15 protein-coding genes are annotated in these 14,613 nt (G+C 52.4%); all 15 read left to right on the top strand.

Features of this window, described 5'->3' with window-relative positions; genetic code table 11:
* The first annotated feature begins 59 nt into the window (after positions 1-59).
* The 15 genes from V4U88_RS00495 (at position 60) to V4U88_RS00425 (ending at position 14,584) form a co-directional block, all read left to right on the top strand.
* A complete protein-coding gene (locus tag V4U88_RS00495) occupies positions 60-866 on the top strand; it encodes a TIGR01457 family HAD-type hydrolase (RefSeq protein WP_334071258.1) in 807 nt (268 codons plus the stop codon).
* Positions 867-901: 35 nt separating this feature from the next.
* Entirely contained in the window at positions 902-1,720 is an 819-nt protein-coding gene (locus V4U88_RS00490) for an Fpg/Nei family DNA glycosylase (RefSeq protein WP_334071257.1), read from the top strand.
* On the top strand, positions 1,710-2,564 hold the full coding sequence (locus V4U88_RS00485) for a deoxyribonuclease IV (RefSeq protein WP_334071256.1): 855 nt from the start codon (positions 1,710-1,712) through the stop codon (positions 2,562-2,564). The genes V4U88_RS00490 and V4U88_RS00485 overlap by 11 nt, the downstream gene beginning before the upstream one ends.
* 34 nt (positions 2,565-2,598) lie before the next feature.
* Positions 2,599-2,946: a cyclic-phosphate processing receiver domain-containing protein gene (locus V4U88_RS00480; RefSeq protein ID WP_334072033.1), complete on the top strand. Its 348-nt coding sequence runs from the start codon at positions 2,599-2,601 to the stop codon at positions 2,944-2,946.
* Positions 2,943-4,028, top strand: coding sequence for an SAM-dependent methyltransferase (locus V4U88_RS00475; protein ID WP_334071255.1), 1,086 nt, complete (start codon positions 2,943-2,945; stop codon positions 4,026-4,028). The genes V4U88_RS00480 and V4U88_RS00475 overlap by 4 nt, the downstream gene beginning before the upstream one ends.
* A gap of 172 nt (positions 4,029-4,200) precedes the next feature.
* Positions 4,201-5,703: a serine/threonine protein kinase gene (locus V4U88_RS00470; protein WP_334071254.1), complete on the top strand. Its 1,503-nt coding sequence runs from the start codon at positions 4,201-4,203 to the stop codon at positions 5,701-5,703.
* On the top strand, positions 5,704-6,612 hold the full coding sequence (locus tag V4U88_RS00465; protein ID WP_334071253.1) for an SAF domain-containing protein: 909 nt from the start codon (positions 5,704-5,706) through the stop codon (positions 6,610-6,612).
* 16 nt (positions 6,613-6,628) lie between these two features.
* Positions 6,629-7,306 (top strand): hypothetical protein, encoded by a 678-nt coding sequence (locus V4U88_RS00460; protein WP_334071251.1) that lies wholly within the window; start codon positions 6,629-6,631, stop codon positions 7,304-7,306.
* Positions 7,303-8,139, top strand: coding sequence for a hypothetical protein (locus V4U88_RS00455; RefSeq protein ID WP_334071250.1), 837 nt, complete (start codon positions 7,303-7,305; stop codon positions 8,137-8,139). The genes V4U88_RS00460 and V4U88_RS00455 overlap by 4 nt, the downstream gene beginning before the upstream one ends.
* A gap of 134 nt (positions 8,140-8,273) precedes the next feature.
* Positions 8,274-10,013 (top strand): ATPase, T2SS/T4P/T4SS family, encoded by a 1,740-nt coding sequence (locus V4U88_RS00450; protein WP_334071249.1) that lies wholly within the window; start codon positions 8,274-8,276, stop codon positions 10,011-10,013.
* A 277-nt stretch (positions 10,014-10,290) separates the two neighbouring features.
* Positions 10,291-12,084, top strand: a complete 1,794-nt coding sequence (locus V4U88_RS00445) for a hypothetical protein (protein WP_334071248.1) — start codon at positions 10,291-10,293, stop codon at positions 12,082-12,084.
* Between the two features lie 20 nt (positions 12,085-12,104).
* On the top strand, positions 12,105-12,596 hold the full coding sequence (locus V4U88_RS00440; RefSeq protein WP_334071247.1) for an ABC transporter permease: 492 nt from the start codon (positions 12,105-12,107) through the stop codon (positions 12,594-12,596).
* A 4-nt stretch (positions 12,597-12,600) separates the two neighbouring features.
* Positions 12,601-13,035, top strand: coding sequence for a hypothetical protein (locus V4U88_RS00435; RefSeq protein ID WP_334071246.1), 435 nt, complete (start codon positions 12,601-12,603; stop codon positions 13,033-13,035).
* A gap of 12 nt (positions 13,036-13,047) precedes the next feature.
* Entirely contained in the window at positions 13,048-13,602 is a 555-nt protein-coding gene (locus V4U88_RS00430) for a hypothetical protein (protein WP_334071245.1), read from the top strand.
* Positions 13,589-14,584, top strand: a complete 996-nt coding sequence (locus V4U88_RS00425; RefSeq protein ID WP_334071243.1) for a hypothetical protein — start codon at positions 13,589-13,591, stop codon at positions 14,582-14,584. The genes V4U88_RS00430 and V4U88_RS00425 overlap by 14 nt, the downstream gene beginning before the upstream one ends.
* Positions 14,585-14,613 lie beyond the last annotated feature (29 nt).

The following is a 14,613-nucleotide window of genomic DNA, read 5'->3' as shown; positions in this document are numbered from 1 at the left end:
CGGGAAATTTGCTTGGGGCTCGGGTTTATTTGTACAATGGATACAAGTAGGTGAAGAAAATGAATACAACCAAGCCGGCCTGGAAGGCCTATTTGATTGACTTGGATGGAACTTTATATCATGGCAGCCGTATGATACCTCAGGCGGACCAGCTTATCTCTGAATTAAGGGATCAAGGGATCCCCTATTTATTTGTCACCAACAATTCCTCCCGAACCCCCGCCGAGGTGGCCGAGCATCTTCAGGTCATGGGGATTCCGGCTCGGAGTGAGGAAGTTTGCACCTCGGCGGTCGCCGCGGCGGAGTATATTGCGGATCGTCACCCGGGCTGCAGAGTGGCTCCCATCGGGGAGACCGGCCTGCTGACGGCATTGCGGGACGCGGGTCTTGAGCTGGTGGAGGAGCGTCCGGATTATGTTGTGCAAGGAATCGCCCGGAACTTTACATACGAAACATTGACACAAGCCGCTCGCTGGATTCGGGGGGGAGCCGGATATGTCCTGACGAATCCGGACCTGCTCCTTCCCTCCCAGGATGGTCTTATGCCGGGTGCGGGCACAATAGCCGCAGCAATTCAGGCCGCATCGGGTGTGGAGCCGGTTGTGATCGGTAAGCCTTCGGGCATCTTGATGAAGCATGCGATCGATAGACTTGGTCTCCGCCATGAAGAGGTGGCGGTGATCGGAGACAATATGCTGACGGATATTTCGGCGGGCGCTCGCGCAGGTTGCGGGACGATATTAACATTGACGGGCGTAACGAACATGGAGAACCTCGATGGCTATGTTGAGGCCTCGGGGGTCCGCCCGGATATAATCTGCCGGGATTTGAATGAAGTGCGCAAGCTTATCGGCAGCTCTTCATAGATATTTTACATCGTGAATGAAAGGGAAGATGTATCGTGCCGGAATTGCCGGAAATGGAAAATTACCGAATTCAGCTTTCCAAGCATATTTTGGACCTTAAAATTTCTCAAGTGGTTGTGAACCGGGAGAAATCGCTCAATTTGCCTCAAGAGAACTTCATTCAAGAACTCCAAGGCAGACAGGTCATTTTTATCGAGCGGAGAGCCAAACATTTATTGTTTCACCTGGACAACGGACGCCGTTTGCTGCTGCATCTGATGTTGGGCGGGCTGCTTTACCTGGGGTCCGGGACGGATCGCCCGGATCGGAACACGCAGATCGAAATCACGTTTGGCGAGGATTTGATCCTCTATTTTATAGGGTTAAGGCTCGGCTATTTGCATTTGCTCAGCGCGAAAGAAGCGGAGGAAGCGTTGTCTCATCTGGGGCCCGAACCGTTTGGCCGTAAAATGAATGAAGCGCTATTTGCCGAACTTTTGCGGAAACGCCGGGGCAGCCTGAAAACCGTGCTTGTCAATCAGGAAGTGATTGCGGGCATCGGCAATTGTTATGCGGATGAGATCGCTTTTGCCGCGGGGATCAGACCTTCGGCCAAAGTGCAGAATTTGACCGATGCCGAAGTGGCTTCAGTTTACAAAGCCATGCAGGAAGTTCTGACGGAAATGACGCAAGCCGGAGGATATATGGAGCTTCCTCTGACGAAGAACGATACACTGACTGGAGGAGCAAACGAATTGTGCCGGGTTTATGATCGGGAAGGGGAAAACTGCCCTCGCTGCGGCGATGCCATCGTAAAAACCGAGTTGAACGGACGCAAGGTGTTCTATAGTCCGGGCTGTCAGTATGACCGCTAAGCTTAAAATCGGGGGGCATATGAGTATCCGTGGTGGCTACTACGGCGCCGCCGAGGCCGCATACCGCATGGGAGCGGGAGCTTTTCAGTATTTCCCCAAAAATCCGCGAAGTTTGACCGTGAAAAGGTTTGATGAGAAGGATGCGGCACGCTGCCGAAAATTTTGTCAGGATCATGACATTTTATCCGTTGCGCATACGCCTTATCCGAGCAATCTGGCCGTGAGTTCCGTGACCCAGAAGGAACAGTTCGAAAGAACGGTGAATTCGTTAAGGAATGATCTGGAAATTGCCGAGGCTTGCGGGTCTGTGGGAATTGTTGTGCATTTTGGAATATATAAGGAAAGAAACCCCTTACAAGGATACCAAAATATTATACAATGTATTAATGAGGTGCTTCGGGATTGGCAGGGACAGTCCAAACTGCTGATCGAAAACCAGGCCGGCGATCATGGAGACATGGGGATGACGGTGGAGGAACTTGTGCAGATTCGTAAGTTGTGCGACTTCCCCGGGCTCGTCGGCTTTTGCCTCGATACTTGTCATGCGTTCGCCGCAGGCATGTGGACCGGAGAACGGGACGGCACGTTTGCGGCTAAAGCGAATGAACTGGGTTTTTGGGACGCGTTGGCCGCGGTTCATTTAAATGACTCCAAGTACCCTGCATTGTCCCGGAAGGATCGCCATGCAAGAGTAGGGCAGGGATACATCGGAGAAAACGGCTTTCGCAGACTGCTAAAAAACAGCCCGGTGAAGGAGAAGCCGTTAATTCTGGAGAGTGAAGCCGGAAGCGACGGCACTTACAGAGAAGATATGGACCGGATCAGGCAATGGGTGGAAGGCTAGGGCTGAAATACCGCGGAAAGGAAGAACGACTGTGATTCATGTGTATATGGACGACTTTCGACGTTGTCCCGAAGGTTTTACTTTAGTCAGGTCCGTAGATGAATGTCTGGAGCTGCTTAGGGTGGCGGAGGTGGACATCTTGTCGCTGGACTACGATATGGGACCGGGGGAAAAGACCGGTTCCGATGCGGCTGCCGCCATTGCGCGGGAAGGGCTGTACGCCCGCGAAATTTACCTCCATACCTCGAGCATGTACGGAAAGAAGAGTATGTACGAAATTTTGTACCAAAACAAGCCTGAGCATGTCATTTTGCATAACGGGCCTATTCCGTTCGAATTGCTGGAGGAAATTGAACGTAAAGCGGGAGGGCGCAAGCTTTGAACAACGAGATAGAGCGGGAAACCGGGACGGATTCGGGAGCGGAATTTATAACAAGATGGGTATGCTCGGCCAACCATGGCTTTGCTCCATACGCGCAGGAAGAGCTTCGCAGACAATTCGGGGCTGTCAAAAGCACGATGCTGGTGCCCGGGGAGGTTTTCCTCGTGTCGCTGAAGGCTGGACAACAGCAGGTGGCAGCGTCATTGCGCCAGAAAGAACCGATATTTTTGCGCCATCTGTTCGCCGTGCAATGGGAGTGGGTTAGCGGGGAGGAAGAGCCATCCGGTAACAGCGAGTGCGGGCTAGAGGAACTTGCCCGTTTTTTGCGGGCGGATGCTAGGCTACATGGAGCCAAGATTGCGATCCAAACGCGTAAATCAGAGCAAGCGGTCTGGGAAGGCAGCGCCGCCGAACTGAAGGAGGCACTCCAGGCGCGCCTGGACGGTATTGATGCGGAAATCGTCGTCAGAGAGGCGGATTGGATTGTTTCCGTGTTTGCCGCCAAGGAACGGATACTGGCCGGCATAACCGCACCCGCGGACAATTTATCCGATTGGAATGGCGGAGCGATCCGGTTTCAGCGGGAGGAAGGGCAAATCTCCCGGGCCAAATTCAAGTTGCTTGAGGCCGAGGCGATTTTCGGCATTGACTTTAGTTCTTTTCAGGAAGCTGTGGATATCGGAGCGGCGCCGGGAGGTTGGACTTCTTTTCTGCTTGAGCGGGGGATGAAGGTGACTGCCGTCGATCCGGCCAAACTGCATCCAGATGTGCTGCGAAATCCGCGGCTCACCCATCTGCGAAAGAATGCGAACAGCGTTAAGTTTCGCGAACACCAGTTTGATCTCCTCGTTTGTGACATGAGCTGGAATCCAAAGCTGACCGCCAAACTTGTGACGGAGCTGCTCTATGCTCTTGTTCCCGGAGGAACGGCCATTGTGACGGTAAAGCTGCTGAGCAAGAAACCTATGGCGCTCATCCAAGAGATTACCGCAACCTTTGAAGCTTCCCGGCTTCAGATCCAGCGGGCCAAGCAGCTGTTTCACAACCGTGATGAAATTACATTGTATATGATAAAATATTAATGTGATAAATTAATAGTAGACAAAAAACCTCTTTACAGGTTGGGATATTTTGGTTTATAATAGTTCCAAAATTATACAAATTTGACGTATGGGAAAGCATCCCTTGTCCGTCCGGTCTTTGACCGGATCGGGACAGGGGATGCTTTTTTTTCGTCGGGAAAGGAGGGGACAAGTGCCGTCCGTTCCGGGTTTTGGTGTTGGCGATGTTCTGGCGGGCAGATATCGATTGGAGAGGGTGATCGGTGAAGGCGGGATGAGCCGGGTGTATCTTGCCTCCGATTTAAAGCTGCCGGGAAAGCAGTGGGCCGTGAAGGAAAGCTTCGGCATGGAGGGAATTGGGGTCCGTCCGGAAGAAGAAGCCAAGCTTTTGATCGGATTGAGTCATCCGCGGCTGCCGCAAATTGTGGATTTTATTCAACTCCGAGAATCCGGTCATTCGTATTTGGTCATGGATGTAGTGGAAGGGGTTCATCTGGACCGGTTTGTGCTGGATCAGAGAAAAGCGCTTAGTGTGGAGCAATTGGCCGGGTTCGGGTCGCAAATTTGCGAAGGCTTGCAGTACCTTCATAGCCGTCGGCCGCCGATCGTGCACCGGGATTTAAAACCATCCAATCTGCTGGTCGACGGCAAAGGACAAATTCGATTCGTCGATTTTGGAATCGCTCGCAAGTATAAGCCGGAGCGGTCTGAGGATACGATTCAACTCGGGACGGCGGGATTTGCGGCTCCCGAACAGTATGGGGGGAGGCAAAGCGACGGGAGGGCGGATTTGTACTCGCTTGGCGCTGTACTTCTTTATTTGGGGACAGGTTGCCGCTTCAGTTCCTGGTCGGAAGCCGCGGACCGGGAGTTTCGGGGCAGGGGATATGGGGCGCTGAAAGAGGCGGTCTTTAAGCTGCTCCAACAAAATCCGGAGGAACGGTTCGCTTCTGCCGAGGAAGCCGGGAGAGCTTTAAAGAGGCTTTGCCATCCCGGACCTCAGGAGGTGGCGGGAGCTTTGTCGCGGGGCCGCCGCCCGCATATCATCGCCGTGATGGGCACCGTTCCGGGTTCCGGAGGCACGCATCTCTCCATCAGTCTGGCCCACGTGTTATCCCGCAGCGTACGAAGCGTAGCGGTCGTGGAGGCGGATGAGAGATCCACGGCATTCCGGGCTATTGCCCGATGGGCCGGGGAAGAGGAAAGCCAAAAGCACCCTGGGAACTTTCGGGGCTTCAGGCTTCACGGCGTGGAATACATTCATATTTCTAGCAAAATGGAACTGCTAGAAATTTTTTCGAATCACTACGAGTTCGTCGTTTGCGATCTGGGATCCAGCAGACGCCAGGAAATGATGGAGGAGTTTTCCCGGGCGGATCTGTCGATATTGGTTACACCGGGGGCGGGGTGGAGGCAAGATGATTTACTCGCTTTTATGGAGTATCCCTTGGCTGGCAAAGGAAATTGGACGTGCTGTCTCCCTATGGCCTCTCCGGACGTCATTCGATTTCTCCGCAAACAATTGGGGGATGTCAGGGTGTACGGGCTTCCGGCCGACAACTGCCCGTTTTCTCCAGGTCAATTAATGGAACAAGCCCTCATGGAGGTGTGCGAAGGGATGGTTCCACCTCCGGGAAAGAAAGGGAGGATCAATGGAATCCGCTGGAATCGAAAACTACGGAAGGGACGTGATTGATTGCTTCCATGGAGAAGAAAGACGAAGCAACTGATGCTGGCCGCCGCTATAGGTGCGGGGGTGACCGGCGCTATTTTTACAGCTTGGATGATTATTCAAACCAATCAGCATGCAAAACAGACGGCCGCCATACGACAGGCTATGGAAGCCGAAATCAATCGGTTGAAGGAAGCTGCTTCGGAGAAACGGCAGATTCGCGGGTGGGCCCCTTCCCGGCCCCTCCCTGCCGGGTATATGATCCGGGCCGAGGATGTGGTCCCGATCGAGCTACCGGCTCAAGCCGTCCCCGCAGACTTGTTAAATTCCAGGGACATGGTTGTCGGCAAAGCTGTCAAGCTCCCGCTTCAGGCCAATACGTTGCTGACGGAATCGCTGATATATGAGGAAGAGCCGACATCCGCCGATTTGCGCTACCGGGAGATGGGGTTTATTCAACTTCCCGGAACTTTGTCCAAACAGGATACCGTGGATGTAAGGATCCAATTTCCAACGGGTCAGGATTATATTTTACTGTCCAAGAAGCGGGTGAGTTCCCTCTCGAATGGCGTGGTCACGATGACGCTAAATGAAGCCGAGATTTTGTCGCTATCGAGCGCCATCGTCGATGCCTATCTGCACAAAGCATCGATCTACGCCTTACTGTATGTGGAACCGGGACTGCAGGCCAAAGCGGTACCGACATATCCGGCAAACGATGCGGTGCTTGGGTTAATCCGGAAGGACCCCAACATCGTACGTCAAGCGGAACAAGCATTAAATCGATCCGCGCGCGCGGGACTGGAGGCCGATTTGGCCGGAATGTCGGCACAGACGGCAGCGGAATTTGCCGGTCTCCAGGCGTCCGGCAATGCCCCGGGGGCGACGGCCGTCGGGAAGGAAGAGCAGTTTGTTATGCGGCCATCCGATTAAAGGGGGGAAAGTAGCTTTGAAACGCATAGTTTTTACCGGAAAGAGCGATAAGAGGGATTTATTGCTTTATATTTGCAAAGCGTTGAGCGAGGCGGGGAAGCGGGCTTTGCTGGTGGATTTGACCGATGGCGGGAAATACCGCTACATCCTTGGTGGCGGCGCTACGGGAATGCCGATCACCGAGTTTTGCGGCTTTGACATTTGTGACGGGATTTTGGCTGAACCTGCCGGTGAGTACGACTTCTGTTTGTACGATATGGAAACGATGCATTATGGGACTAGGGAGCTCTGGAGCAAGGCAGATGAGGCGATATGGGTCACTTCTTTCGACAGATTTGAAGTGGAACGTACGGTGGAGTGGTTTAAGCAGTTGTTTTTACGCTGGCCCGAGTTGTCGAGGCTCGAACTTTGGCCGGTTTTTATCCGGACTGTCGACAGTTTTTTGAAGCCGGAATATATTTTGAGCTGCATGGAGAGTTTGCCGGTTCAATGGTCCAGGGAGGGGCTTGATATCCCGTGGTGTGAGGGCAATCTGGCGGTTCAGCTGGAGAATGAGCATCGCCACATTTTGCGGATGGGCAGGTTATCGAGGTCCTATAAAAAGGCGCTGCGAATCATGCTCGAGGAATTGGCCGGATGGACCGGCAGGGATACTAGAAAGACGCTCCGGCAAGCGGAAAGGAGAAGGGCATGAGCCGGATTGTGTTTGGGGATACCGGCTGGGGAGGTTCATCGCAATTGGCGGCGGCAAGCGCAATAGGCATGGCGTTGACTTATCCGGGGCGTTTGTTGCTTTTAAATGGAGAGCCCGGCGGGACAGGGGTGGAGGCAGGATTCTCCGTTCAAGCAAACTATTATGCTCCGCTTTCGCCTCTTGCGGAAAACGGGATGGATGCGATACGAAGACTTGCCGCGAATCAAAAGCTGACAAAGCACAACTTCCCGGATTATACGCTGCCCGTCGTTACGGGAAGACTGGATCTTTTGACCGGATGTTCTCGGGGTGGACCTGATCCGTATATAGGCATGGAGGAAAAGGAAAACATCTACTCGGTCGCGGAACAAGTCTACGATATTTGTTTGTCCCGTACCCCCTTCTCCGGTAAGTTCGGCACCGAATCCAAGGAACTGTATAGAAGGGGGCCAGCCCCTTTGAGGGTAGCGGTTTTACGCCAGGATCGGTCGGAGCTCGAGGCTTTTTTTCTGGGAATGGAGTGCGAAGCCGGCTGCTCTTCTGTCGCGGAAATTCTCGTCGTTTATCCTTATGATCCCGGGTCACAGTGGACGGTGCGCAATATTTGCCGGAGGTTTGCATGCACGCTTCCCGTGTATGGCATTTCCTACAGCACCAAATTCGCGGATGCGTGGAATAACCGGGAATTGCTGAAGTTTTTCAGGCTCCACTGCCCGGCGCCTCAGTATAAAAAGGTGAGGGATGAAATGCTGCGGGGGCTGATGCCCTTTTGCCAAGCGATATATACGTTGGCTGGACGCGGAACTCCATTGTCCGGCGAAAAGGGGGCATAACTGTGGACAGAGCAGCCGTGAACGTCTTAGGATGCTTAGCGCTGATCCTTTCTTGCTTGTTGGCTGTGTGGTTTAGAGCCAGAATTGCCCAAGATGAGCCCGGGAATGAAACGAATGCGCGAAACCGCTATTCAATGGACGAACTGATTGCTTGTATCAAACATCAGATTCATGAGCTGAGCCGCAACCCTGCCAACGATTGGGGGATGAACGAAGAGGCATGGAAGCGAAAAGTGAAATCCCGTGCCGAATTGCGTCAGGCGCTTAAGGGATGTGTGCATGGCGATATGCAGGATAAACGTTATGTGAAAATGTTTATACGCGATCTGCTGCAAGGAAGCTACGGTATCAACGAAAGCAATATCGGACGGATTATTCCTTTCGATGAGCGCGAAAAACTGACTGCTCAGGACCGATTTGATATCTTACTTTACTTATACGAGAAGAGACATGGTCCGGACGGGCTATCGACCATGATCGAAGAGTATGGGCTCGATCGGCCGAAACCGGTCCCACAGGAAGGGGGCGGGGAGGTTTTTGAAATTACGGCCGACGATGTGGACCGGATTTTTTACCGGGAGTTCCGGCTGCTTTCATTCCCCGAAAAGCTTGACCTGGTCGTGCAGCGGATCTATCAAATGTATAAAGGCTTTTCCGTAATCGATACCATACGGGAGCAGCATATCGACGGGGTCAGTGGAGGAGTCAGCGGGATGCCGGGAAACAGCGCCGCGTGGGGGGACTCGGTATCCGAGTTTGCGGGAGAGTGGCCGGAAATTCCGCTGGATGAGGACGGGAGAAAGGTGACGCGCGCCTGGGATAGCGTATGGATTTTTTACAAAGGAAAGAGCCTGCGTTTATCCTTCCTTTCCTTCGGAAATGAAGCCGAACTAAAGCGGGTATGTCAAAACATTTACAAGTTCAATTTGCCGGGCCAATTGTCCGAGGCGAACTGCTTTAAAGTCAACGAAATGAAGGACGGTTCGAGAGTCGTCGTCGTACGTCCTCCCTTTGCCGAGACGTGGGCGTTTTTTGTCCGCAAATTCGATGTCAAGAGCGCCTCGGTGGAAAGTCTGGTAGAAGGGAAAAACGCGGAGTTGCCCGTCGAGCTATTGAAATTCTTGATGAAGGGCAACCGGATTACCGCTATTACCGGTTCCCAGGGTTCCGGCAAAACGACGCTGCTCATGGCGCTTGTAAAACATATCGATCCCTCCTACACGCTGCGGGTTCAAGAGATGTCGTTCGAGCTTCATCTCCGCCATATGTATACCGCAAGGAATATTTTGAGCTTTAGAGAAACGGAGTACGTCTCCGGTCAGGAAGGGCTCGATGTACAGAAAAAAACCGATGGGACCGTCAATATTCTGGGAGAAGTTGCGACAGATGAGGTTGCGGCCTGGATGATACAGATGGGACAGGTAGCCAGCCTGTTTACTATTTTTACTCACCATGCCAAAACGTTTCGTGATCTGGTGGATTCGCTACGGAATTCACTCCTTAAAACGGGTGTTTTCCGGGATGAGCGGATCGCGGAGGCACAGGTGGCCAAGGTGCTCGATTTCGATATTCATCTTTGCAAGGATCGTCAAGGAAACAGGTATATCGAACGGATTTCGGAATGCTGCAAGCATGATGAGCTTGGAGGGAGCAGTAAACAAGGTGCAGGCCGGCACAACCTGGGCGGACTTTCGGGGGGCTCCAAAGGGTATAGGGAAAGAGTGATTGTGGAATACCGCAACGGCGGTTATTTCCCGGCCGAACCTCTTTCCATGAGGTGCCAGGAAGAAATGCTTCGGGAGATGCCCCCAAGGGAAGCGGCTCGTTTCGGGGAGTTTTTGGACAAGCATTGGGGGGAGCGGCTTGGAGCTTAAATCTTTTCTTGTTGTCATCTTTGGGCTGTCTCTCTGTCTGTTCGCATTGCTTTATGGATTAGGCCGGCTGTTAAGCATTAGGGAGCGAAAACGGGGACTTGCATGGACGCCGGAGCAAAATATACCGTCAAGGCTGCGGAATACACTTTCCGCGATATTGCTGAGATCCTATGCGTTAGCGGTAAAAATCCCGCTCCTTCGCCATGAAGTAATGAAAGTTCGCCAGCGCCTTTCATTACTTCATCGATATGATGAGTTCAGCTTAAGAAGAGCCACCATGAAGTTCGTGATTCTGCTTGCCTTGCTGTTTGGCTCTGCCTTCGGGTTGCTGACCGCCTGGAATCCGGGCTTGGTCTTTGCGGTGTCGCTTTTGCTCGCCATCGCCGTGATTCAGGGGAATCTCCTCGACGGATACGTGAATCGGCTGGAGCAAAAATTGCTGGAACAAATGCTGGACTGGTTTACGGCGGTTAGGCATGCTTTTCATCGGCATGGCATGGTGGAAGATTCCATTCAGGAATCGATTGACCAGGTTCCGGCGGAGATCGGCATCCACGCGGAAATGCTTTATGCGGCTCTGACCGACAGCAAGCCGGATGAGGCGTTGGATAAGTACTATGAAACGGCGCCAAATCGTTTCCTTAAAGTGTTTGCCGGAATATCCCGGCTTGTCATGGAATTCGGGGACCGAAAAACAGAGCGCAGATCGCTATATTTGCGGGGAATTTCCGGACTCGCCGAGGAAATTCAACTGGAGCTGATTCGCCGCAAGAAATTGGACTATTTATTGCAAGGGCTAAATATCATCGCACTTGTGCCTTTTTTCTTCACCAAGCCGATTGAATGGTGGGCGAGAATGAATTTTCCCCTGATGAACCAGTTTTATTTGAGCAAGTTGGGATTGGTCGTCAAGATCGGCATTTTTGTGGTTATATTGCTTTGTTATGTTCTGCTGCAAAAGCTGAAGGGCGACCGGGTGATGCCGCCTTACCGGGCAGGACAAAGCCGGCGGTTGCCTTGGGAAGTTCAGTTGCAGCGTTTGAGCTTTGTTCGCAAGCTGGGGGGAATATTCACGCCAAGCTCGTCTACGGCAGCCTATTCCCGGCTTGAGCAATTATTGAAAGATAACAATCATCACCTCAACGTTGGGCAGTTTCAAATCAGAAGGATAGCCGTTTTCGGAATATGCACGCTTTTGGCGACCGGCTCCCTTTTCTATATGCACGGGCAAAGCCGGGGGTGGATTATGCGTGAACCGCCAGCCAATACTGTCTTCTTCGGAACAATGTCCGAAGAGGACAGCCGAACGGCCGCAAAGGAGGCCAAACAGGATAGGCAGATCATGCTGAAGCTTGGCATGAAGGCGGAGCTTGAATCTAAGGAAATCGCGGAGGCCGTGGCGACGGGATGGTCCGCTGTCGGCGGGAAGCCGGACGAGAAGCAGCTTGCCGCGATCACGCAGCGAATTCTAGATAAAATGGATCGCTGGAATCAGGAGTATATGAAATGGTGGGAGCTGCTTTTATCCGTTCTTGCGGGCTGCGCCGGTTATTTTACGCCGCTTTGGGTTTTGAAATTTCAGCGCAGGATGAGGCTTATGGATATGCGGCATGAAGTATACCAGTTTCAAACGATGATTTCGATTTTACGGGAGCTTGAGCGCATCTCGGTGGAAGAGATTCTCGATTGGCTGCATAACTATGCCGTTATCTTTAAAGCACCGCTGCAGAAATGCTTACTCCATTACGGCCACGGAGGAGAAGACGCGTTGCGGGAAATGAAAGAAGAAGCAGTGCTGGACGAATTTAGGCAGCTTTGCGATAAGCTGCTTTTGGCCGCGGAGAAGATCACGATCCGCGACGCATTCGACGAATTGGAAAGTGATATGTCCTACCAATTCGAGCGGAGGCGGCTCGATTATGAGAAATCGCTGGATGTTAAAGCGGGATGGGGAAGAATGCTCGGTTTTTGCCCGATGTACTGCCTGATTTTTGCTTATCTTGTTATCCCGCTAATATGGATGAGTTTTCAACAGATGGACATTTATTTCAAGCAGATTCAGCACATTTAAAAATCGGGAGGCTGTAATTTATGAATAACGCATCGTCCGCCTTGAAGGTGGCGGCAGGGATCTTTTTGACTATCGCACTCATCACGATTGTGGTGATTTTGTTCGTATCCGCCCAGGAGGCAACCAAAACGGCCCAAAACAATTTTTCGGATATCCAGACCGAGCTGTCGCAAGCTTCCTTTACGGTATATGACGACACGACGGTGAGCGGATCACAGGTGACCAACGCATTGCGGAAATTCAAGGACCGGGGAGAGTTCGGAATTCAAATCAAAACAGGGAAAAACTCGGGAGGGCAATGGTACGGGGACATCCTCCGCATCAGCGGACCCCTTACCAACGAAGAGTATGGTTCGGTGAGCGGCCGGAGCCCGGCCGATATCGGAAATACATGGAATGAAAAACTCAACGAATACGTCAATCCCAGCGGGAAATTTAAAGCGAAGGTCATTAAGGACAATTCCAACGTAGTGCGAGGGATCATTTTCACGCAGACGACGGTAGCGTCGTAAACCTATGCTGGATTCCCTGAAAAAAATGCTATGGCTGGGAGCGGCCGTATCCGTTTGTTTTACCGCGCTCATCCTTACGCTGGAACAATGCCGGCATTTCGACATGGCCCAGCAAAAGTTAGTCCCTTTTGTTCAAGGTCAGAGAGTGAGCGTCGTTTCAACGTTCGGCAGGGTAGCCGAGGGGCTGCATAAGGCGGTGAGGTATAAGGGGATGCATATATTGTATGGTTTAAGAGAGTGGGCGGGCGAAGGAGTGGAGGTCACCGTGGATTCCAAACAGATCCCTTATTATGGAGAACCGGTGTATGAGCCGGGCGGGAACGGGGATCGGGATTTACGTTTGGCTTTATCCGTGCTCGACCTGCAGGGCGATTACAGAGCGCGCTGTTATTACGATCATCAGGAGCGACTATATAAGCTTGCGTTTATTAAAATTTAGGGGGTCTGCGGATTGAGTAACCCGCTGTCCAAAATCGCGGCTGCCCTGCTGGCCCTGATCCTCCTGTTTTTATATCCTGCTGTGGAATTTGCCCAGCGGGAGGCGGATTTCGAGATGTTGTCGGCGTACAACTCGCTGGTTCAATTTACGGACGCGGTAAGGAATAAGGGATATTTTTCACCGGAGATGTACCGTGGTTTTTCCCGGGACCTGGAGATGGGCGGGAACGTGTACGACATCGAAATCGAGCACCGGAGAAAAAAATACCATCCGGAATACGGCGATCCGGCCGATCCTGCAACCTTTCAAGGGCGGTATTCCGTGGTTTACGACTCTTATTATACTGACCGGATCCTCGAGGTTCTTTTTCCGGCGAACGCGAGCGGAACCGAAGCGGAAGAGAGATTATACAAGCTGGCAGCGGGGGACTTCGTTCAAGTCACCTTGAAGCCCAAAACCCGGCCCACTTCTCATGCATTGGCGGATCTCGTCTACGGCCCGGGGAACAGGAGTGAGGCGGGCAAGCGGATCACCTACGGGGGGATGGTGCTGAATGAAGATTACTGATTGGGCCGTCGTTTTTGTCCTTCTCGCCTTTCCGGCCCTGTTTATGCTGCATTGGGATTCGGAGCAACTCAGGGAGGCGAATCGGCTGCAGATCAAGTACACGGCAGCGCTTAGGACGGCGGTTCAAGACGCGGGAAGCATGCTAAGCCTAAACGAGCTTCAGCGCTATGAATCGGGCTACGGTTCTTCCAAATTTATGCGGGCTGATAAGGAAGCGGCTCTATCCGCTCTGCTGGAAACGTTGATGTTGAATTTGGGCGAGCATGAGGATGCGATATCCCGCGATCAATTGATGACTTACATCCCGGCGGTCATAGTGATCGATTATGACGGATACTATGTTTACGCAGTACAAGAGATAGCGGGAGAGGACGGAAGTCTTTTGGCTCGGCATCGTTGGTGGCCCAAGAAAGCCTACGTTTATCACGATGCGGAAGGGAACACGATATATTTTACCCTGGATGAGCAGATTACGGTAATCGACACAGCTTCGGGGGAAGTGCACCGTGGTTTAAGGGAAGAACTCGGGGGTGCTTTGTCCATAGAGCTTCTTAAGCAAAAGGAAACCTTTGAGAATGTCCGCAGATCGGTCATCGTTTCCGCCATCGAAGCAGATTTGTCCAGCGTCATCGACAATCACAATGTGTTTGCGAGGAGTCTTGGCTTCAACTATATATTTACGCTCCCGACGATTCCGCGGGAGGCGTGGAACAATACGATCGATGATGTGGGAATCCTTGTTTTTCTGCAGGGCATTCCGGTCGGAAGCAAGCATTATAACAATTACGCGCTAGGTGGCGGGAGGGTTGCAAAACAAAGGCCGGTATACGGGTGGAGCGACCCTGAGACCGGAATCCGGTTCGCCGGCGGTAGCCCATGTTATTACGGATCCGGAACTGTGCCGTTAGAAATATTCGCCAGCCAAAGGGATGCGGCGGGGAAAGGTTATTTTGAAGCCCATTGTCCTTTGCGGGCACCTTGACCCCAGGCGTGCGAACTTTTACAATCATT

Origin of the sequence: Paenibacillus sp. A14 (assembly GCF_036864815.1) — a bacterium.
In the GTDB taxonomy this organism is placed as follows: Bacteria; Bacillota; Bacilli; order Paenibacillales; family Paenibacillaceae; genus Fontibacillus; species Fontibacillus sanfengchensis.
This window is presented reverse-complemented; position numbering and strand designations above follow the sequence as displayed.